Origin of the sequence: Algoriphagus iocasae, assembly GCF_014206875.1 — a bacterium.
In the GTDB taxonomy this organism is placed as follows: Bacteria; Bacteroidota; Bacteroidia; order Cytophagales; family Cyclobacteriaceae; genus Algoriphagus; species Algoriphagus iocasae.
This window is the reverse complement of the sequence record NZ_JACIJO010000004.1, coordinates 132,004-152,463: the sequence shown is the minus strand read 5'-3', so window position 1 is coordinate 152,463 and position 20,460 is coordinate 132,004. Positions and strand designations below refer to the sequence as shown.

The window sequence follows — 20,460 nt, the reverse complement described above, 5'->3', positions numbered from 1 at the left end:
AAAATGCCTGGAATAATGAGTTTCTGAATTTTATGGATAAAGCCAGTAATGCAGTGGATAGAATGGTTACAGAGCATGGCAAAATTGAAAGATCAAAATTGGGTTCCGTCATCAAAAGATCTAGCCAATAAAATGTAAGTAACCCCCAAAATGTAAGCAGGCAAAAGTTGCATGGTAAAAGAAAATGCTCGGTGAATTTGTTATACTTTTTCATATTCAGGCTTATTGATTTCACGCTTTTTTCTGATGTGCCACATGATTTGCAAGGGGATAAATAGGGATAGGAAAATATAAACCATCGGAGTCACGATCATCGTGGCAATCGCATAACTTACGAAGACTGTTACTGCTCCAAGGAGAACGATCAAAAGAATAACTCCGACGGAATAAATGAAGATGGTTTTTTTGACTTGGCTCTTCTCCTTTTCGGTTTTTTTGGAGCGAAGCATGTAGATAAGAAAACCAGTAATTGATAAGATGCCAGTGGTCAATCCCAATAAGGAATAGGCGATTTTGAGTAAAATGCCCCCAAATCTTCCGAAGTGTAAACCTTCCTGCATGTAATAGAACTTGTCCGAAAATTCTTGGTCTCGTATGTCGTAAACATCCAATACCTGAAGGGTTGATTTGTCCAAAACTACTTTGGAAATATGAGGCTCAAACGGCAGATGTCCGGCGTCACCTTTAAGCTCCAAAGTATTTGTTCCATCCTTTGATGGAATGACTTGTGTGATTTTGAAATCAGGGATTTGATTTTTTGCAACTTCCAGAGATTCCCAATAAGCATAGGGTTGAAGAATATCTTCTTCCGGAGATAGAATTTTCTCGGACCTTTTGAATGTGTTTGGTGCTTTGATGTCAAAAGCTTTGATCAAAACTGGTTGCAAGCCCAGCCATGCTCCGGTGGCACCAATCATTAAATTGAAAAGAAGGGCAGCAATTCCGACCATTTTGTGCCAATCGGCCATCAAGATTCTAAGGTTCTTTTTTCGGATGGCTCCGAAAACCTGATTCTTCATGAATTTACCGTAAATCAACAAGCCTGAGATGCAAAGCAGGCAAAGTCCGATTCCGGCAAGACCGACAATTTGCCTTCCCCACCAAGAATCCATTAGACGAACATGAACCTGTCTCAGGAAATTTGAAAGGCTATCGGTATGGGACTTTTGACCCAATATTTCCCCTGTAAACGGATCAATGAAAATTTGAACACGCTGAGAAGAGGTGGCTCCATCTTCTTTAAAAATATCCATTATCAAAGGAGAAGTTTTTGATTCTGGAGGCATCGCTCCCAAAATTCTAAAGTCAGGATTTCTCAGTTGGACTTCGGCAATAATTGAGTCCATTGGGATGTAAGTATCTCCTACCTCCGATAACTCGTATTTCCGCTCGAGGAAGTGGTCAATTTCAGGAATGAAAACAGCTGCAGCGCCAGTTAAACTGAGCGCTGCAATGACTATTCCTACATAAAGGCCCACCCATTGATGGATTTTCCAGAGGATATTTTTAGATTTTTTCGCCACTTAAGCTGGGGATTAGAAATTGAAAGTGACCGTGCCTAGAAGATTTCTTGGTGCTCCTGGGAATAATCTCAGATAATCATAGCCGCCAACCCAATGGGTTTTATCAGTCAGGTTGTTGATGTTTATTTGGAGGCGAACATTCCCTGTGGTGTAATACAAAGCTGCGTTGGAAACAGCATAACCAGGAATTGTTTGGGTGTCGTTAAGGGAAAGGTTTCTTTCTGTGACGAAATTTGCGCCAAGACCTATTCCCAAACCGGATATTTTGCCTTGATCAAATTCATATTTTGTCCAAAGGTTTCCTTGGTGTTTCGGAGCATTTGGCTTTTGTCTTCCCAAATCAATTTCATTTGGACTTTCAGTGATTTCAGCCACATTGTAGGCATAAGAAGCCATCACACTCCAGTTCATCAGAATTCTTCCAGTCACATCAAACTCAATTCCTTTCGCAGTTTCTTTTCCAATCTGCTGAAGTAAATCAGTTTCTCCGGGTACTTGGTAAAGAGTATTCTTTTGGTCGATTTGATAAATGCCAGTTGTCAATTCCAAACGCTTGTTAAACCAATCGGACTTCATGCCGAACTCCACCATTGAGCTGATCAAAGGATCAAAAGGACCTCCTGCATTTGGATTGGAGATAGATGATGCTGTCTGTGGATTATAACCCTCTACATAAGTACCGTAGAAGTTTACATTTTCATTAGCCTTGAATACTAAACCAAGTCTTGGAAGAAGCGCGTTTTGATTTACCTTTTGCTCGTTCTCTTTTTTGTAATTCTCAAAGTCAGTGTATACCTCATATCTTAAACCAATCATCGCTTCAAGTTTTCCAAAAGTGATTTGGTCTTGGACATAGAATCCATTCAAATGATACAAGGTCGGGTCATAACTACGCTGGGCATAGAAGTACTTGGACATGTCCTGCATGGTCTGGGATCCAATCGGATTTTTCAAGTCAAAATGAGTCACATTTGGTACTGGATTTCCATTGACATCTAACAAATAAGCTTCTTTGTTTGCAGGGTTATATTTTGCGATTGATCCAGTATTTGAAGCATTTCTGTAACCATTTGCTGTCAATTGAGAACCTCCAGCTGGTAAAGTTTCCTGTGCGTAATCATATCCAACCACTAACTTATGAGTGAACTTGCCAGTAGATTTTTGGATGTTGAAATAAGCAGAAAGGTTATCGACAAATCTTGATCTTTTTCGGATGAAAACCTGACGTCCTACCATGGTGCCGATATTGTTTCCTTCTCCATCTACTGCATAGCTGTTTGAAGAGCGATGCTCGGTAAGATCTTCGTTGTAACCGGTTTTCATGTAAGAAGCATTGAAGCTGATATTCTTACTGATCTGATGGTTTAAGGAAGTAGTGATCGTATATGTCTGCTCCTTTAAATAGTCATTTGCGGTATTGAGCGACCTAGTGATAGGAGTAGAGTAAAGATCATTTTCAAAGGTAGATTGCCCTCGGTCAAGTCGGCTACTGGAATTATTGAAAACCAAATCCAAGTTAATTCGCGTTTTATCCGAAGGGATGAATGAAAGTGATGGAGCGACGACAACGTTTTTGTCAAACTGAAGGTCTCTAAAGTTTTGGGCATCTTCATAGCCCAAATTCAATCTGTAAAGTAAAGTTTTGGATTCATTTACCGGACCGGTAAAATCTGCCAGTGCTCTGAAATTGTTAAAGCTGCCTATTGAAAAACTCAGGCTATTTCTGTTGATGTCCAAAGGCTTTTTAGTCACTCTATTTACTACTCCTCCGGGACTGGCATTTCCAAATAGTGCGGATGATGGACCTTTCAAAACTTCAACTCTTTCCAAGTAATTGATCAATGGCTGCTTCCAGAATCCAGAAGTGGATCGCATACCATTTACTAGTTGTGTATTGCTGCCGCCGTTAATTCTAAAGCCACGAATCGTGATGTCATCATAAAAAGTGAATTGGCTGACTCCGGAGAAGTTTTTGACAGTTTCTCCTACACGCATCAAGCCTTGATCTAGGATCAACTCCTTTGTCACATAAGAAACAGATTGTGGAAGATCCTTGATGTTTGTTTGGGTCTTACTTCCGATAAAAGTGGAAGTGTTTTTATAGCCTTCTTCTTTCCTTCCAATGATTTCTACTTCCTGTAGGTTGGAAGTTTCTTCCTCCATTTGGTAATTCCTAACCATAGAACGTTTGGAGATAGTGACTTTCTCCTGGATGCTGGAAAAACCAATGAATGAAAGTTTTAACTGATAGTCGCCAGTATTCTCAAAGTTCAATTGATAGTTACCATTTAGATCTGTTATTGTTCCAAATGACGTACCTGCCACTTGGATACTTGCTCCGATCAATGGTTCTCCAGATATGTCTGTGATTTTGCCCTTTAATTCAAAGTTTGATTGTCCAAAAGCGTTGATGCAGATGAACAGGACAAAGGAAAAACAGGTAAAAACTCCTCTCATTTCTTATTTAGATTAATTATTGATAAGACAAAAGTAGGAGTGGATTTTTTATTCGCAAAGCTTATTTAGATTAATTTTAAATAAAAATTATAATCCTATTGTAAATCAATTTGTTGGCAATAAACCGGGGTGTTCATTTACATTTTTTAAAGACTCTGGCTATTTCGTTGCCTAATTTGTTGAATTAGGGCTTGATTGCTATCTTCCACCAACTATTCAGAGGGTTATCCGTTATGTTTTAGCTTAACCCTTCACTCTCTTGTTTTCACCTATGAATATTTTATCAGTCTCAAACCTGAGTAAGGTTTACCAAAGCGGCAGCAGAAAGCTGACTGTACTGGATGAAGTTAATTTTGATATCAAAGCCGGGGAAATCATCTCCATCGTGGGCCCTTCAGGAAGCGGCAAGACGACTTTGCTTGGTCTTTGTGCAGGATTAGACTCGGCAAGTACCGGTAATGTGAGTTTGAATGGCGAAAATCTTCAAACGATGAATGAGGATCAAAGAGCAGCTGTTCGCAACCAACATGTCGGCTTTATTTTTCAGAATTTCCAATTGCTTCCAACTTTGACTGCTTTGGAAAATGTGATGGTGCCGCTAGAGTTAAAGAAAAGAAAAGATGCCCGCTCCAAAGCTCAGGAGCTACTTAACAAAGTGGGGCTTGGTGATCGTGGAACACATTATCCAACTCAACTTTCAGGAGGTGAGCAACAGAGAGTTTCCATTGCCAGGGCTTTTGCCAATGAACCAAAAATTCTTTTCGCAGATGAGCCAACAGGGAATTTGGATACTGAAACAGGTGAAATGATAGAGAAATTGATTTTTGACCTGAATAAGGAGCAAGGGACCACTCTTGTTTTGGTGACGCATGATTTAGATCTGGCAGCCAAAACACAGCGAATCATTCATATCAAGGGAGGCAAAATACAGGAGGGAGAAAATGCCTGATTTCGGATGGATCATGAAGATGGCTTTCCGGGACTTCAGGAAAAACATCTCTCGACTTTTACTCTTTGTAAGTTCCATAGTGGTGGGGATTGCTGCATTAGTAGCGATTAGTAGCTTCGGGGAAAACCTGACTAATGATATTGATAATCAGGCAATGGAGCTTTTGGGAGCGGATCTGGTTTTGGAAAATAACCAGCCACTCGGAGACCAACCTGTTGATTCCATCGCAATTGAAACAGCATCAGAAGTGAATTTTGCTTCGATGGTGGCGTATCCGAAAACTGGTGCAAGTCGCTTGACTCAAGTTCGCGCATTGGAAGGTGCGTTTCCATTTTATGGTATTTTGGAAACTATTCCTGCATCTGGTGAAGCAGAATTTCGCAGCGGAGGAAAGAAAGCTTTGGTAGAAAAAGCGCTTTTGGCACAATTTGGAGCTGAAGTTGGCGATAAGATCAAAGTTGGAATGGTTGAGTTTACTGTTACTGGGGAGCTTCAGGCCGTTCCCGGGCAAACAGGAATTACAGCGACTGTTGCACCGGCAGTTTACATACCTATGGAATACCTGGAAGAAACCGGGCTTGTTCAATACGGTAGCCGGGTGAATTATAGCAGGTATTATCAGTTTGCTCCAAATACTGACGTTGATGAACTGATTAAGCCATTTGAAGATCAATGGGAGATTGACCGGGTAGATGCGGATACGGTGGAGGACCAAAAACGATCCACAGGCAGGTCTTTTGAAAACATGTCCAATTTCTTGAGTTTGGTAGCTTTCATTGCCTTGCTTTTAGGATGTGTAGGAGTGGCAAGTGCTGTCAATGTTTTTGTAAAGGAGAAACTTGCTTCTGTGGCAGTATTGAGATGTCTAGGTGTATCATCTAGAGATGTGCTTTTGATTTACCTGACCGAAATCAAAATCATGGGTTTGGTAGGAGCGATTCTTGGAGCATTCTTTGGAACGCTTTTACAATACGTTTTGCCGGCAGTTTTCTCAGATTTCCTTCCGGTGGAGGTAAGCTTTGGGATTTCTTGGCTCTCTGTTGGTTTCGGTGTTATCACTGGCTTATTCGTTTCTGTGCTTTTTGCCTTGTTGCCACTTCTTAAAGTGAGAAATGTGTCGCCAATGGCAACTCTTAGACCAGAAACAGCAGATACTACTTTATTGAAAGATCCGCTTCGATGGTTGGTTATTTTAGGGATTCTGACTTTCATTTGGGGATTTAGCTTTTATCTTTTGGGTCAGGCGGTTTTTGCGTTTGGATTTACTGCATTCGTAGTATTCGCCTTCGGGATATTATGGGGAATTGCACAGGTGATTATTTGGGCGGTTCGCAGGTTCCTACCAATCACATTTTCTTATCCACTTCGTCAATCATTAGCAAATCTTTATCGTCCCAACAACCAAACTGTTTCTTTGATAGCGACGATTGGCTTGGGAACAGCAATGATCTCTACGCTATTTTTCCTTCAAAATCAATTACTCGAGGAGGCGAGGTTTGCAGATAAAGAAGATCAGCCAAACATGTTGATGTTTGATATTCAAACTGCTCAGCTTCAGGATGTCAAGGAGAAAGTTGAGTCAAGAAATTTGCCGATTATGCAAGAAGTAGCAATTGTAACAATGCAACTGAATGCTATCAATGGCATAGATAAGCAGGCGAATGAGGAGCTGCCCGATGAAGAGGATTATTCCAGATGGATTTATAACAGAGAATTCCGGGTGACCTATCGCGATACATTGATCTCATCTGAAACATTGACTGACGGCGAATTGATTCCTGTAGGCGCAAGAGGAGATTCTGTCTTTGTGAGTTTCGAAAAAGGATTTGCAGAGGGGAATGGTCTGAAAATCGGAGATGAAATTGAATTCAATGTGCAGGGAAGACCGATCAAGACATATATCGGAAGTTTTCGAGATGTAAAATTCAATCAGGTTTCTACCAATTTCCTGGTATTGTTTCCTTCTGGAGTTTTGGAGCAGGCTCCAAAGTTTCATGTGATAATCACCAAAACAAAAAATGACCGAGAAGCAGCGGATGTACAGGCAGATATCGTAAGGGCTTTCCCAAATATTTCCATTATTAATCTGGGGACCATCGTTGCAACTTTGGAAGAAATCCTTGGTAAAATCAGCTTTGTAATCCAGTTTATGGCCTTTTTTAGTATTGCCACAGGAGTTCTAGTATTGATCAGTTCATTGATTATTTCGAAATATCAGAGAATGAGAGAAAGTATTTTGTTAAGGACTTTGGGTGCAAACTCGGCTATTGTCAGCAAAATCAATACACTTGAATATTTCTTCTTGGGAAGTTTGGCTTCCTTGTCTGGGATTATTTTATCCTTTTTGGCGACCTTTTTATTGAGTGAGTTTCTATTCAATATTCCGTTTAGAGGGGCCTGGTTAGAGGCGTTGTACCTCTACTTGGCAATTACTGCCTTGACCATCGTATTAGGTTGGCTGAATGGAAGGAAAATCATCAATCAACCTCCGATGGAGATATTGAGAGGAAATTAGAAAAGCAGAAGGCTGAATTTAGAAGTCTGAATAATAGGAGAGGCTCACAGAAATGTGGGCCTTTTCTTATGATAAGAGTTGGAGTTAAAAAATAGGTTCAAAAAACCATGCAATATGAAAATGAAACTTTCAGATTACATGGTTTTTTACTTAAATTCATGTAATCTGAAAATATATCATTCAAAAAGTAGCTCTGGTAGTTGATGGAATGGAAATTGGAATAAACGAAAAAAGCCTGCTTTTCAGCAGGCTTTTGTACCCAGGGCCGGAGTCGAACCGGCACGCCCGAAGGCATTGGTGTTTGAGACCAACGCGTCTACCAATTCCGCCACCTGGGCTTTTGGTAAATCCTGATTTCTCAGAATCTCGGTCCGTTGCTTTCGTAACGGGATGCAAATATGAGTAAAGAATTTTTTTTCTACAAACTCATTTTCTCACTTCTTCAATTTTTTTTGAACTGAAAGCAAGAGGTTTTTCGGAAAACAGCGCTTTGGTAAACTTCCAGACAGATTTAAATAACTCAGAATCACGATATTGATTCAGATGTTCTTCACTTTTCCAATGACTGTAAGTAGTGAAAATATTTTTTTGATTTTCGTCTTGCCACAGCTCTAAATGCTCACAACCGGGGAAATTCCGGATTGATTTTTTATGAAGTTCGAAATTTTCTAAAAATGCAGGGACATTTTCAGCGTGGAAAGTCATCCTTACAATCCGAATCAACATCGCTCAGAGATTGAAATTCACAAAAACTACGCTATCGTATTTCAAGCCTAATAAATCCGCACCATGACCATGATTGATGCCGATTTCCAGCAAGTTCAAGCTATTGAAAAAAGCAAAGCAATCGCCTGGCTCAACCTGATCATATCCTTTGTTTAGGCTAAATAGTTCTTCTCTGCCAAATTCGATGCTGAACTTACCCGGATTCAGTTTTTCAAAAACCTCTTTTTGGATGTTGGTAATCAGGTTTCCGTACCTATCAACACGAATAACATGACCTAAGATTTGTTCTCTTGTGGCTTTGGCCTGACGAGCCATCAGTTTTCTGAAACCACTCAAAGGTCCACCAAAATCATGGATGGCCGCACCGCTTGCTACTTTTGCAGCAATAGGCGCTAAGATATCTTTTGCGGGAAAAGTAGAATCCTGAACGTGAATATCTGCGAACTGAACCATAATACCTGGGTCATGATCCGCCAAAAGACTTAAAACTCCATTGTTTGGACCGACGAAAATATGTTCTTCCAGTTTGATCCCAATGTATCCCTGCGTCAAGGCACCTGTGGTATTCATTGCCACCAAATGGACAGTCCCTTTTGGGAAATCCCGAAACGTCGACCTCAAAACGAAAGCCGCATGTGCTATGTCAAACGTATCTATAGAATGGGAAATATCTATGATATTCAACTGTGGATTTACTGCAAGCATTTTGGCTTTTACCGCAGGTACGTAATAATCTTTATCCCCAAAATCTGAAAGGAAAGTCACCAAAGCCATAGGAGCATGTCAATTAAAATTGTGTACTTTTGTTAGTGTAGCTGCGGACAAAAATAGAAATTTATTCGTTCGTGAAAGGATAATCTAATCAAAGAAAACAGATTGGTAGAAAAAGTAATCACTTTAGAAAATGTGCCATTGGCTGAGTTTTTAGGTACTGCCAATGAAAATATCAAGCAAATCGCACTTGCTTTCCCTCAAAGTAAAATTGTATCCAGAGGAAATGAGATCCGAATCAAAGGAGGAGCTCCGGAGATTTTGCGCATCAATGATGTGATCAATCTTTTGCTGGAGCACCTGGAGCGTTTTGGGCATCTTACTCCTGAAAATGTGAAGGATTATCTTGACGTAGAGGGGATTCCGTTTGAAGAAGCAAGTCGAGATCAGGTGATTGTTTTTGGTAATAAGGGATTGGTCATCAAACCTAAGTCCCCAAACCAAAGAAAATTAGTGGAATCGGCGATGAATAACGATCTGGTTTTTGCACTGGGGCCAGCCGGAACCGGTAAAACTTACATCGCTGTTGCTTTAGCTGTGCGGGCGCTGAAAAATCGAGAAGTCAAGAGAATCATTATTACCAGACCTGCTGTGGAAGCCGGTGAAAATCTAGGTTTTCTTCCAGGGGATTTGCAGGAAAAATTAGACCCTTATTTGAGGCCAATCTATGATGCGCTTGCTGACATGGTACCTCCAGAGAAACTGAAATTTTATCAAGAAACCAGAGTGATAGAAATAGCGCCTTTGGCGTATATGAGAGGTAGAACACTTCACGATGCTTTTGTTTTGCTCGATGAGGCGCAAAACACAACAAATGAGCAAATAAAAATGTTCTTAACCAGAATGGGGCCTAATTCGAAGGTCATTATTACTGGTGATCAAACTCAAGTGGATTTGCCTGTAAGACAAAAATCAGGGCTTTCAGAAGCCTTAAAGATTTTGAAAAATGTAAAAGGCATTGGAGTTGTGAACCTGAGTGGAAAAGACGTTATCAGACACAAATTGGTGAAGTCTATCATTGAGGCTTACGAAAAAGATCAAGCAGAAAAAGATCAAATGAAATACGATGCTTCGAGTAGAAAAAATATCAACTGAAGAGGATCTAAAGGAAGTTTTTTCGATCCGGAATAAAGTTTTTGTTGAAGAGCAAGAAGTAGCTTCGGAAGATGAATACGATGAGTTTGAGAATATTTCCAGTCATTTTCTGGCAACTCTTGACGGAGTTCCTGTTGGAACAGCAAGGTGGAGAATAACAGAAAAAGGAGTGAAGCTAGAGCGCTTTGCAGTTCTCAAAGAAGCCAGAGGAAAAGGTGTGGGACATGCTTTGGTAGAAACTGTACTGACTGATATTAAATCTGACGCAGCGACTGAGGGGAAAGTGAAATATCTGCATGCTCAAATTGATGCAGTACCACTTTACAGCAAATTTAACTTTAAAAAAGTAGGTGATATTTTCGAAGAATGTAACATCTTACATTACAAGATGCAGCTGGCTTAAGAATTGTATTAACCTTTGAAAACTAAATAACTATGAGAAAATCAATTTTTACATTGGCAATGATGCTTGGTTTTATAAGCATGGGCATGGCACAGGAGGTGGTTTCAAGTAGCTCTGGAAATACCTACGCAGGAGACTTCAATAATGAAGTAAAGGTGAACTTTGTGAATCTGATTCTTTACGGAACCTTCGAGGTAGGATATGAAAGATATCTAAGCGATGATCATTCTTTGGAATTCAAAGGCTTTATTAATGATAGATTTGGCTTTAACTCAGAAGGAAAAGGAAAGAAATACAAAACCAATTCGGTTCAGGTTTCCATGAATTTTTACTTCGGTGAAAGTGATAAAGGGAACATCTATTTATTTCCTTTGGCAAAAATCCGATTTGGGGATTTTGAAGAACCAGCTGATGGAGGAGGTGTCGATACTACTGATATGACAGCATTTATCATTGGAGTGGGTGCTGGATACAAGTGGGAGTTATCAAGGAACTTTGCATTTGGACCATATGCCAGTGTCGGTAGAAACTTCAGCGATGAAGTAGCAGACAGATTTACCAGTATTGAATTTAACGCAGGATTTAATCTTGGCTATAGATTCTAAGAAAATCATACTATAAAATTAAGAGCTTCAAGTTGGAGCTCTTTTTTTTGTCTGAAAATCTGTAACTTAAGTTTTAATTTTTATAAAGCTAAATGAGGTTTTCAGACTTTCCTTTTTTACGATATCTACCTTTTCTGCTTATAGGGATAATTTCAGAAAATCATCTCCAATCACCTCCGTTTTTTTGGGGAATTGCTCTTGCCATTTGTTGGTTGCTATACCTGACTAGTATTCTACTTTTGAGGAATTTTTTAGGCAGTATGGGAATCGCTTCACTGGCCTACCTTTGCCTCTTTTTGTTTGGCGGAATGCTGGTTTCTTTAAATAAATACTCTGAGCAAAAGATTGATTGGACGGACTCGCAAGGATATTTGGCAGAAGTAATTCAGTTTGATGAAGAGAAACCAAATTCAAGACAAAATATTTTAGAGGTAAAATCTATTCTCAAAAGTGGGCGATGGGAAGAGGCATTTGGCGAAGTATTGGTTTACCATCAATTAGACCAGGAGTTAAGACCTGGAATGATTCTTTTTGTTCAGGGAATACCAGAATATATTGAAAAACCCAGTAACCCATCCGAATTTGATTATGCTTCTTATTTGGCCAGAAAAGGGATAGGAAGCAGACATTTTATCGGGAAGAAAGCGGAATTGATTGGAAATCATCCAAGTCAAAAAACGACTTATTGGATTGAAAATCTTCGGAATTCCATCAGTTTACAGTTAAAAGAAAAAATCCCAGACCCAAGGTCTAATCAAGTAGCTCAGGCATTGCTTTTAGGCCAAAAACAATTTTTGGATCAAGACACCAAAACCGCTTATTCACAATCTGGAGTGATGCATGTTCTTGCAGTATCTGGTTTACATGTTGGGATAATTTATTTGTTTCTGATGTTTTTGATCAAACCCTTTGGTCTGAAGAAAGTCGGTCTAAAAAGCTACTTAATCTTTGTGGTTTTTTGTATCTGGCTTTATGCATTGATCACAGGAATGTCACCTTCGGTGCTTAGAGCTGCCACCATGTTTACTTTAATCACCTTTGGACAAATGAGGGAAAGAAAACCTTCCATTTTCAATGTGCTTGCATTCTCAGCCATTTTGATGATCACTTTAAATCCTGAAGTAATCTTCGAAGTCGGTTTCCAGTTGTCGTATTTGGCGGTAGGAGGAATTGTCTTAATTCATCCTTTGGTGGCTAGGCTTTGGACGCCAGCTACCAAGGTTTCTGAATACATTTGGCAATTGATTGCTGTGAGTATTTCTGCTCAACTCGCTACTTTTCCTCTTACAGTCTATTACTTCCACTCTTTTCCAACGTTCTTTTTGTTGGGGAATTTAGTAGTCCTCCCAATGGCTTTTTTGGTCATGCAAATAGGTGTTCCATTGGTTGTTTTTAGCTGGGTTCCATTTCTGAGTGACTTCTTAGGTGTTTTGGTAAGCTATTTAATTTTAGTACAAAATTGGCTTATAGACCTGATCCAAAAGTTGCCATTTTCTCAATTGGACAGACTGACGATTTCTATCTCGACAATGATCTTTGTTTGGCTGGTTTTAATGATTTGGGCGATGTGGGAAGAAGGACAAAAGCGAAAACTGGTTTGGCTAACTCTTTTTCTAGGCTTTTTTTGGTCTGGGATGAGACTATTTGAATCGTTGCATGCTACTTCAGAAGAACTAATTCTATATCATACCAAAAGTGGGATAATTCTGGATTATGTTTCAAATGGGAATGTACGTAGCTGGAATGTTGGAGTGACGCCAGAGGATATCCGATTTAAGGTAGATTCCTATCGACTTGCCAGAAACTGGGATCAGATTCCCAAATCATTGGCAGGCATTAAAAATGATCCATCGACTTTTTATTTTCCTTTGGAAAGTTTCAGTATCGATATGGAAAAGCAAGAACTGGATATTTCTAAAAAGTCGCCTAAATCCGTGCAAAGATGGTCAAAAGGGCGTTGGGAGGAAATCTCGGTTTCAGAAAAAATCACTTCCGATCAAGCAGCAATGAGAATACTTTTCTAGACTTTTTTGGCTTTGAGTTATTAGGAAAGTAAATTGATTCTTTTCCCAAAAAGATTGATTCATGACAAATGCGGTATTGACAAGAGTAGAGAATAGGATTGGTTTCATCAAGCTGAATAGACCGGAAAAACGGAATGCTTTGGGACCTGAACTTATTTCGTCCCTACATCAGGCTTTTAAAGAAATGGATCAGAATTCTGAGGTAAAAGTTATCGTGCTCGAAGCGGAAGGGAAAGCTTTCTGTGCAGGTGCGGATTTAGCATATTTGCAGGAACTGCAAGGTAATTCGTATTCGAAAAATTTGGAAGACAGTTTACATCTCAAAGATTTATTGACCTTGATTTACAATATGCCGAAAGTAGTCATCGCAAAGGTGCAAGGGCATGCCTTGGCAGGAGGATGTGGATTGGTGACAGTGTGCGATTTTGCTTTTTCTGTTCCCAATGCCCTTTTTGGATATACTGAGGTAAGAATTGGCTTTGTGCCGGCTTTGGTTTCTGTCTTTTTATCGGAGCAAATAGGCATCGCCAAAACACAGGAATTATTGCTTTCAGGAGAGTTGATTTCTGCTGCGAAAGCTGCGGAATTGGGATTAATTACGGAAGTTTGTCACGATGAATTTCTGGAAAAAGGAGTGATGGATTTTGCTACCAAACTGATTGCTCAAAACTCTGGATTTTCAATGTCAGCTACCAAAACCCTCCTTCGTTCGCTTAATCGGGATGCCAGAGAAAAATCTTTACTTCATGCCTCTGAGGTCAATGCTAAATCAAGATCTCACGAAGATTGTATCAAGGGGATTTCTGCATTTCTAAATAAGACAAATCCTTCTTGGTAATTGGAAAACCGCATCAAAGAAATACTTCGGGAAACCTTCGGATATGAAACTTTCAGATCTGTACAGAAAGAGGTCATAGAAGCTGTCCTGTCGAAGCAGGATACTTTAGCCCTTTTGCCGACAGGTGGAGGGAAATCTTTGTGTTACCAGATTCCAGGATTGGCACAAGATGGAATTTGCTTGGTGATAAGCCCCTTGATTGCTTTGATGAAAGATCAGGTAGACGCACTCAAAAGCAAAGGCGTAAAAGCTGCAGCAATTTTTTCTGGAATGAGTTACCGTGAAATCGATACGACTCTTGATAATTGCATCTATGGAGACTTTAAATTTTTATATGTTTCGCCAGAGAGGTTGAAAGTTGATTTGTTTATCGAGCGATTTAAGCAGATGAATGTCAATTTGATTGCTGTGGATGAGGCGCATTGTATTTCTCAGTGGGGATACGATTTTAGACCACAGTATCTGGAGATCGCTGAGATCAGACAATACCATCCCAAAGTTCCTGTGTTGGCTTTGACCGCCTCTGCCACTCCAAAAGTCTGCGAGGATATTGTGGAAAAACTACTGATGAAGAATGAAAAGCAATTTCATCAAAGTTTTGCCCGGGAAAATTTGAGCTTCAGCGTCAGGTTGGTAGAAAATAAATTTGAAAAGGGAGTTGAGGTACTATCAAGAGTGCCGGGCTCGGCGATTTGGTATGTTCGCAATCGCCAAGGAACGCATCAAATAGCAAAATCTCTTCAAAGACTTGGAATCACATCGGCTGCTTACCATGCAGGGATGAATATGGCGGATCGGGATGCAGTTCAGAATTCCTGGATGAAAAATCAAGTTCGGGTGATGGTCAGTACCAATGCTTTTGGGATGGGAATTGACAAACCGGATGTTAGGGTCGTTTTGCACAGTGATCTTCCAGAAAATCTGGAAAATTATTATCAGGAAGCAGGCAGAGCCGGAAGAGATGGAACCAAAGCTTTTGCAGTTTTGATGAGCAATGAGCAGGATTTTGAATTGTTGATGAATAGAGCGGCTCTTGTTTATCCTCCAATTGAATTCATCAAAAGAGTCTACCAATGTCTGGCCAATTATTACAAATTGGCAGTGGGCAGTAATATGTTCAGCAGCTTTGATTTTGTCTACCACGAGTTTGCGAATAATTATGAACTGGGCGTTTTAGAGACCTTTTATGCTTTAAAAGTGCTTGAAGAGGAAGGCTTGATTTCTCTCAATGAAAGCTTCTATGCGCCATCCAGAATTCATTTTTTGGTAGACCCGGCAAGGCTTTACGAAGTCCAAATTGCCTATGCCAATTTAGATCCTTTGGTAAAAGTGCTTTTGAGAACTTATGGGGGAAATCTCTTTTCAGAGTACTTATCCATTCAGGAAGCAAAGCTGGCCAAAGTGTTGGAGATTCGGGAAATAGATGTCATCAGCAGGCTTAGAAAACTTGCCGAACTGGAGGTGATGGATTACGACCAAAGAAAGGATAAACCTCAACTGACATTTCTGACGCCAAGGTACGATGCAGGTAAATTGCCATTGAATTTTAAGAGAATTGAAGCCAGAAGAGAGTTGACTTTGGACCATGCGAAAAGTATGGTTGCCTATGCGCATCAGAACAAAATCTGTCGAACTCAATTCATTCAGGAGTATTTTGGTGAGGAGACAGATTCCCAATGTGGAATTTGTGATTGGTGTATTGAAAATAAAAAATCCACCGGCCTGGCTTTGGAAGAAAAAAATCTGGAAAAGAAAGTTGTCGAAACTTTAAGCCAATTTGGAGAGTTAAGTGAGAAGGAATTGCTTGAAAGGTTGAAAGTTCCCGGTTCTGAAAAGCTATTTTCAATTCTAAGAAGAATGGAAGATTCTGACATGATTTCCTCAACTTCCGAAGGTAAATACCTAATTTCAAATCATGGGAAATTTCTTTGAAGACTTAATCAATAAAGTGTTTCCAGCTTCTGAAAAGATAGCTGTGAATCATAAGGAGAATTACTCTCTGTCTACAAAGGAAATTGAAGAAGCCGTCAACTGGACTAAAACGGAAGATGGGAGGGCAATTTTGGATCTGATTTATAAAAATTATCACTTCAAAAGAACTCAGATTAACGAAAGACCGGAAGTTCACATTTTCGAATCTCCCTATGCCAATGGATTGGCAGTCAGTTATCAAGAACCACTTGATCCGCAATCTTTTTCTAAGCTTTTCTTGGCTTTTAGCCAGCGTGTTTTAGCTTTGGGTTATAGGCAGGTAAGTTTAGATCGGAAATACGAGGAAATAAACGATCAAATGAGGCTTACTGAAAAGTTTTATTTCAAGCCTCCTCTTTCTGCACCAAAAAAAGGTGATTTAATTTCTCAACTTTTTGGGAATGTTACCTTGGAAAAGATTAGTATTGACAATGAACCGAGCTATATCAAGCTTTTGGTTACCATATATTCTGATCGATTATACAAAGACCCAAAACCATTTGATCAATTTCTGGATTTACTATTTGATTAAATTAAAATGGATAGAACGATATTAAAAAGTCAGCTTGAGAAGTACAGAACTCCTTACGAAGAGGAATCCGCATTCATTGATTCGTTTATCGAATTAACAAATGATCCTTTGGCTTATAGGAGAGAGAGATTGGAAGGTCATTTTACCGCGTCTGCTTGGGTCGTAAATAGACGAAGAACACATACTTTATTGACTTTGCACAGAAAATTAGGTCGTTGGCTACAGCTTGGAGGACATGCTGATGGCGATGAAAATCTAATCGAAGTAGCTTTGAAAGAGGCCAGAGAGGAAAGTGGTCTGAAGTCTTTGGAGTTGGTAGATTCTACCATTTTTGATTTGGATAAGCACATCATTCCTGAGCGTCCACATGTGCCTGAGCATTTTCACTACGATGTCAGATACATTTTGGAGGCGGATATCAACGAACCATTACATATCAGCGATGAGAGTATTTCGCTTGCCTGGATTACCTTCGATTCTGTAGTGGATATGATTGGCTACAACCCATCTATCTTACGAATGCTGGAGAAAACAAGTAAATCAGAAATCGTCCTCTAATGCCAAGAATTGACCTGTCTGAAATCATTGGAGAGCTCGATTTTTTTATCCCCATTCAAATTCGCTTTTCGGATATCGATGGATACCAGCATGTAAATAATGGGATCTATTTCAATTATTACGAGCATTCCAGAGCAGCATATTTATTAGACCATTGTGGCTGGGATTTGATGGAAGTTGGGTCTGTAGTAGCACATGTCGGGATCGATTATTTTTTACCAATTCATCTGAATGACACCTTAAAAGCATACGTTAGATGCTCCAAAGTAGGAAATACCTCTTTTGATTTGGAACAATATCTAATCGGAAAAACTGCTGAAGGAAAGGATGTGATTTTCTCTAAATGTCATTGTACACTGGTTTCTGTCGATATGAAAACCATGAAACCTGTCAGTATTCCTGATACCTACCGAAGTAAACTTCAGAGTTAAGTACCTTTCCAAAGTCAGATTCCCTATCTTTGCCGAAAATTTAAGCCCGTGAAAAGATTGTTGATTGTTTGCCTTTTGGCAGTAGGAATGAGTAGCTGTAGCCCAAGTGAAGAGGAATTGTTTCAAGCTGGAATTGAGAAAATGGACCAGCAAGCTTGGAAAGAGGCAATCGTTTATTTTGACCGGGCGCTGGAAGAAAATCCAAAGAATGCTGCTGCTTTAAACGCGAAAGGCGTGGCTCTTTTTCAGGAGGGTGAATATGAGGCGGCAATTCCTGTATTTACCGCATCCATTTCTGCCGATAGCACGATGTACAAGCCTTGGTTCAATCGTGCCAATGCAAACTTTGAACTTGGGAATTACAAGGAATCCCTAGCGGATTATAACATGGCCAACGGTTTGGATCAAAGCCAAACAGACATTTACTATAACAGAGGTCTGGCACTTTTGGGATTGGAAGAATACGAAGATGCTTTGTTGGATTTTGATGCGGCTTTGCAAGTGAATCCAAATCAGCCATTGGTTTATTTCAATCGTGCCAAAGCTCAGATAGGCAATAATGATCCTGCGGGTGCACTGGAGTCTTTGACGAATACCGTCAACTTGGATAAAAGAAATGGTGCGGCATATTATTTATTAGGAGTTACCCGTATGAGTGCTACCGGTGAAAAAGAAGAAGGCTGTGCAGATTTAAAAATGGCATTGAGCCTTGGATACACAGAGGCAAAAACCTGGATAGACGATTTTTGTGAATAGCATATGGCGGAAATAGGTCAGGATATCATACAAGCCAAGAAATTTCTTGAATCAGGGAAATTGGTGGCCATTCCTACCGAAACTGTTTATGGTTTGGGAGGGAATGCATTGAATCCTTCTGCCGTAGCCTCAATTTTTGAAACCAAAAACCGACCTAGTTTTGATCCATTGATCATTCATACTTCCTCACTGGAAAGAGTGAATGATTTTGTAGCATCATTTCCAGATCCGCTTCGCAAACTTGCAGAGGCTTTTTGGCCGGGTCCCTTGACTTTATTGCTACCAAGAAAGAAAATTATACCTGATTTAGTAACCTCTGGGCTCGATAGAGTTGCCGTCCGAGTTCCAAAGCATCCTTTGACGAGCGAACTATTAGCCTCTTTGGATTTTCCCTTGGCGGCACCTAGTGCAAATCCCTTTGGCTATATTTCTCCGACTACCGCCATGCATGTGGAATCGCAGCTGGGTGGGAAAATTCCTTACATCCTTGATGGCGGTAATTGCCAGGTGGGACTGGAAAGCACCATTGTTGGCATGGAGGAAGAGAAAATTGTCATCTACCGTTTGGGTGGATTAGAAATATCCAAAATAGAAAAGATAGTAGGGCCAGTCCATATTCGTGATCATAGTTCCTCTAATCCGCAAGCTCCGGGTTTGTTGGAAAGTCATTATGCGCCGAGAAAACCTTTTGTCCTGGGAGATCTGGATTCGCTCGTGGAGAAATATTCTAGGGAGAACAAACGTTTCGCAGTGATGAGTTTGTCCAGAAGCTTTGATCAGATTGGAGAAGGTCTTCAAATCCAACTGAGTGAATTGGGTGATTTGAATCAGGCAGCTCAGAAACTTTTTGCCAGCATGAGATTTTTAGATGAGCAGGAAGTTGATGTGATTTTGGCTGAAAAAATGCCTGCCATCGGCTTAGGAAATGCGATTAATGATCGATTGAAACGAGCTGCGGCAGAAGTTTAAGTGTTTCTTTTTCTTTATCATTTTGAATTCAAATGCCCTGAATTCGGTAATTGAGCGAATCTTTGATAAATTCACCTTCTTTTTAAAAGCAGAAATTCAAAAAATCTATTAACCTAATATGAATCCTAGAATCAAAAATGTAGATAACCTCAGCTTTGAGGGGAAAAAAGCACTAGTTCGAGTTGATTTTAATGTGCCTTTGGATAGTGAATTTCATGTGACTGATGACACTAGAATTCAAGCAGCCATTCCTACGATCAATAAAATTCTGAATGATGGAGGATCCGCAATTTTAATGTCCCACTTGGGAAGACCAAAAAGCGGCCCTGAAGATAAGTTTTCCCTAAAACATATCGTGTTAGATTTGGAGAAGGCATTGGGAAGACCAGTGAAATTCGCTCCGGATTGCATCGGACAAGAAGCAGAGCTTCTTTCAGAATCCCTGAAGCCAGGAGAAGTGTTGTTGTTGGAAAACCTTAGATTTTACAAAGAAGAGGAAAAAGGCGACGAAGAATTTGCAAAGAAATTGTCCAAACTTGGTGATATCTATGTAAATGATGCATTCGGAACTGCTCACAGAGCACACGCTTCTACTTCGATTATTGCTCAGTTTTTTACTGACAAAGTTTGTGGCTATTTGATGCTTTCTGAGCTGAAAAATGCAGACAAAGTTTTGGGTAACCCTGAGAGACCTTATACTGCAATCATGGGGGGTGCGAAAATTTCCGATAAAATTTTGATCATCGAGCAGTTACTTGAAAAAGTGGACAACTTGATCATAGGCGGAGGAATGTCTTACACTTTTGCGAAAGCACAAGGTGGTTCTATTGGTGACTCATTGCAGGAGCCAGATAAAATGGATTTTGTTCTCGAATTGATGGCAAAAGCTAAGAAGAAAGGTGTGAACCTTTTGCTTCCAGTGGATACCGTGATTTCTAAAGCTTTTGCAAATGATGCGGAGCAAGGTTTGGCAGTTAGCGGTCAAATTCCTGATGGCTGGATGGGCTTGGATATCGGACCAGAAACTAGAGAAAAATTTGCTGAAGTCATTCTGGCTTCGAAAACTATCCTTTGGAATGGTCCAATGGGAGTTTTTGAAATGGATTCTTTTGACAAAGGAACAAAAGCAATTGCCGAGGCGGTAGTTGAAGCTACAAAGGGTGGTGCCTACTCATTAATCGGTGGAGGTGATTCTGCAGCTGCAGTGAATAAGTTTGGCTTCGGCGAGGAAGTTTCATTTGTATCTACAGGTGGAGGAGCATTGCTTGAGCACATGGAAGGTAAAGTACTTCCAGGTGTTGCTGCCTTGGAACCTTAAGAAATATTCAAGGAAATGA

18 protein-coding genes and 1 tRNA gene are annotated in these 20,460 nt (G+C 40.0%); 14 read left to right on the top strand and 5 right to left on the bottom strand.

What is annotated here, in order from left to right; genetic code table 11:
* Positions 1-200 precede the first annotated feature (200 nt).
* Positions 201-1,523 carry a PepSY-associated TM helix domain-containing protein gene (locus FHS59_RS20930; protein WP_184497867.1) on the bottom strand — a complete coding sequence of 441 codons (1,323 nt, stop codon included), beginning with the start codon at positions 1,521-1,523 and terminating at the stop codon, positions 201-203.
* Between the two features lie 12 nt (positions 1,524-1,535).
* Positions 1,536-3,980, bottom strand: a complete 2,445-nt coding sequence (locus FHS59_RS20925; RefSeq protein WP_184497865.1) for a TonB-dependent receptor — start codon at positions 3,978-3,980, stop codon at positions 1,536-1,538.
* A gap of 271 nt (positions 3,981-4,251) precedes the next feature.
* Between FHS59_RS20925 and FHS59_RS20920 the strand changes: the two genes are divergently transcribed.
* Positions 4,252-4,929, top strand: a complete 678-nt coding sequence (locus tag FHS59_RS20920) for an ABC transporter ATP-binding protein (RefSeq protein ID WP_184497863.1) — start codon at positions 4,252-4,254, stop codon at positions 4,927-4,929.
* Positions 4,922-7,444 carry an ABC transporter permease gene (locus FHS59_RS20915; protein ID WP_184497861.1) on the top strand — a complete coding sequence of 841 codons (2,523 nt, stop codon included), beginning with the start codon at positions 4,922-4,924 and terminating at the stop codon, positions 7,442-7,444. The genes FHS59_RS20920 and FHS59_RS20915 overlap by 8 nt, the downstream gene beginning before the upstream one ends.
* A 256-nt stretch (positions 7,445-7,700) precedes the next feature.
* Here FHS59_RS20915 and FHS59_RS20910 read toward each other — a convergent pair.
* The 3 genes from FHS59_RS20910 to FHS59_RS20900 form a co-directional block, all read right to left on the bottom strand.
* Positions 7,701-7,782: transfer RNA gene (locus FHS59_RS20910), tRNA-Leu, on the bottom strand.
* A gap of 88 nt (positions 7,783-7,870) precedes the next feature.
* Complete coding sequence (locus FHS59_RS20905) at positions 7,871-8,170, bottom strand: putative quinol monooxygenase (RefSeq protein WP_184497859.1); 300 nt, start codon at positions 8,168-8,170, stop codon at positions 7,871-7,873.
* Between the two features lie 3 nt (positions 8,171-8,173).
* Positions 8,174-8,944 (bottom strand): SAM hydrolase/SAM-dependent halogenase family protein, encoded by a 771-nt coding sequence (locus FHS59_RS20900; RefSeq protein ID WP_184497857.1) that lies wholly within the window; start codon positions 8,942-8,944, stop codon positions 8,174-8,176.
* 102 nt (positions 8,945-9,046) lie between these two features.
* On the opposite strand from FHS59_RS20900, the gene FHS59_RS20895 reads away from it, so the two are divergent.
* The 12 genes from FHS59_RS20895 to FHS59_RS20840 all read left to right on the top strand — a co-directional run bounded on the left by FHS59_RS20895 (position 9,047) and on the right by FHS59_RS20840 (position 20,441).
* The gene (locus FHS59_RS20895; protein ID WP_184497855.1) at positions 9,047-10,036 is read left to right on the top strand and encodes a PhoH family protein; all 990 of its coding nucleotides are present in this window, start codon (positions 9,047-9,049) and stop codon (positions 10,034-10,036) included.
* On the top strand, positions 10,008-10,439 hold the full coding sequence (locus tag FHS59_RS20890) for a GNAT family N-acetyltransferase (protein WP_184497853.1): 432 nt from the start codon (positions 10,008-10,010) through the stop codon (positions 10,437-10,439). The genes FHS59_RS20895 and FHS59_RS20890 overlap by 29 nt, the downstream gene beginning before the upstream one ends.
* A gap of 32 nt (positions 10,440-10,471) precedes the next feature.
* Complete coding sequence (locus FHS59_RS20885; protein ID WP_184497852.1) at positions 10,472-11,044, top strand: DUF3575 domain-containing protein; 573 nt, start codon at positions 10,472-10,474, stop codon at positions 11,042-11,044.
* 92 nt (positions 11,045-11,136) lie between these two features.
* A complete protein-coding gene (locus tag FHS59_RS20880; RefSeq protein ID WP_246388566.1) occupies positions 11,137-13,068 on the top strand; it encodes a ComEC/Rec2 family competence protein in 1,932 nt (643 codons plus the stop codon).
* Positions 13,069-13,129: 61 nt separating this feature from the next.
* Complete coding sequence (locus FHS59_RS20875) at positions 13,130-13,906, top strand: enoyl-CoA hydratase/isomerase family protein (RefSeq protein WP_184497848.1); 777 nt, start codon at positions 13,130-13,132, stop codon at positions 13,904-13,906.
* Positions 13,907-15,838 carry a RecQ family ATP-dependent DNA helicase gene (locus FHS59_RS20870; protein ID WP_184497846.1) on the top strand — a complete coding sequence of 644 codons (1,932 nt, stop codon included), beginning with the start codon at positions 13,907-13,909 and terminating at the stop codon, positions 15,836-15,838.
* Complete coding sequence (locus tag FHS59_RS20865) at positions 15,822-16,409, top strand: hypothetical protein (RefSeq protein WP_184497844.1); 588 nt, start codon at positions 15,822-15,824, stop codon at positions 16,407-16,409. Before FHS59_RS20870 ends, FHS59_RS20865 begins: the two co-directional genes overlap by 17 nt.
* A 6-nt stretch (positions 16,410-16,415) precedes the next feature.
* The gene (locus tag FHS59_RS20860) at positions 16,416-16,967 is read left to right on the top strand and encodes an NUDIX hydrolase (RefSeq protein WP_184497842.1); all 552 of its coding nucleotides are present in this window, start codon (positions 16,416-16,418) and stop codon (positions 16,965-16,967) included.
* Positions 16,967-17,398, top strand: coding sequence for an acyl-CoA thioesterase (locus tag FHS59_RS20855; RefSeq protein ID WP_184497840.1), 432 nt, complete (start codon positions 16,967-16,969; stop codon positions 17,396-17,398). The genes FHS59_RS20860 and FHS59_RS20855 overlap by 1 nt, the downstream gene beginning before the upstream one ends.
* An 87-nt stretch (positions 17,399-17,485) precedes the next feature.
* Positions 17,486-18,154, top strand: a complete 669-nt coding sequence (locus FHS59_RS20850; RefSeq protein WP_184497999.1) for a tetratricopeptide repeat protein — start codon at positions 17,486-17,488, stop codon at positions 18,152-18,154.
* Between the two features lie 3 nt (positions 18,155-18,157).
* Positions 18,158-19,123 (top strand): L-threonylcarbamoyladenylate synthase, encoded by a 966-nt coding sequence (locus tag FHS59_RS20845; protein ID WP_184497838.1) that lies wholly within the window; start codon positions 18,158-18,160, stop codon positions 19,121-19,123.
* Positions 19,124-19,241: 118 nt separating this feature from the next.
* Positions 19,242-20,441: a phosphoglycerate kinase gene (locus tag FHS59_RS20840; RefSeq protein ID WP_184497836.1), complete on the top strand. Its 1,200-nt coding sequence runs from the start codon at positions 19,242-19,244 to the stop codon at positions 20,439-20,441.
* Positions 20,442-20,460: the final 19 nt, after the last annotated feature.

What these genes read in the sequence shown, in the direction of transcription:
- FHS59_RS20925 (WP_184497865.1), bottom strand. Translation starts at nt 3,980, where the DNA reads ATGAGAGGAGTTTTTACCTGTTTTTCCTTTGTCCTGTTCATCTGCATC.
- FHS59_RS20920 (WP_184497863.1), top strand. Translation starts at nt 4,252, where the DNA reads ATGAATATTTTATCAGTCTCAAACCTGAGTAAGGTTTACCAAAGCGGC.
- FHS59_RS20915 (WP_184497861.1), top strand. Translation starts at nt 4,922, where the DNA reads ATGCCTGATTTCGGATGGATCATGAAGATGGCTTTCCGGGACTTCAGG.
- FHS59_RS20905 (WP_184497859.1), bottom strand. Translation starts at nt 8,170, where the DNA reads ATGTTGATTCGGATTGTAAGGATGACTTTCCACGCTGAAAATGTCCCT.
- FHS59_RS20900 (WP_184497857.1), bottom strand. Translation starts at nt 8,944, where the DNA reads ATGGCTTTGGTGACTTTCCTTTCAGATTTTGGGGATAAAGATTATTAC.
- FHS59_RS20890 (WP_184497853.1), top strand. Translation starts at nt 10,008, where the DNA reads ATGCTTCGAGTAGAAAAAATATCAACTGAAGAGGATCTAAAGGAAGTT.
- FHS59_RS20885 (WP_184497852.1), top strand. Translation starts at nt 10,472, where the DNA reads ATGAGAAAATCAATTTTTACATTGGCAATGATGCTTGGTTTTATAAGC.
- FHS59_RS20880 (WP_246388566.1), top strand. Translation starts at nt 11,137, where the DNA reads ATGAGGTTTTCAGACTTTCCTTTTTTACGATATCTACCTTTTCTGCTT.
- FHS59_RS20875 (WP_184497848.1), top strand. Translation starts at nt 13,130, where the DNA reads ATGACAAATGCGGTATTGACAAGAGTAGAGAATAGGATTGGTTTCATC.
- FHS59_RS20865 (WP_184497844.1), top strand. Translation starts at nt 15,822, where the DNA reads ATGGGAAATTTCTTTGAAGACTTAATCAATAAAGTGTTTCCAGCTTCT.
- FHS59_RS20860 (WP_184497842.1), top strand. Translation starts at nt 16,416, where the DNA reads ATGGATAGAACGATATTAAAAAGTCAGCTTGAGAAGTACAGAACTCCT.
- FHS59_RS20855 (WP_184497840.1), top strand. Translation starts at nt 16,967, where the DNA reads ATGCCAAGAATTGACCTGTCTGAAATCATTGGAGAGCTCGATTTTTTT.
- FHS59_RS20850 (WP_184497999.1), top strand. Translation starts at nt 17,486, where the DNA reads ATGAGTAGCTGTAGCCCAAGTGAAGAGGAATTGTTTCAAGCTGGAATT.
- FHS59_RS20845 (WP_184497838.1), top strand. Translation starts at nt 18,158, where the DNA reads ATGGCGGAAATAGGTCAGGATATCATACAAGCCAAGAAATTTCTTGAA.
- FHS59_RS20840 (WP_184497836.1), top strand. Translation starts at nt 19,242, where the DNA reads ATGAATCCTAGAATCAAAAATGTAGATAACCTCAGCTTTGAGGGGAAA.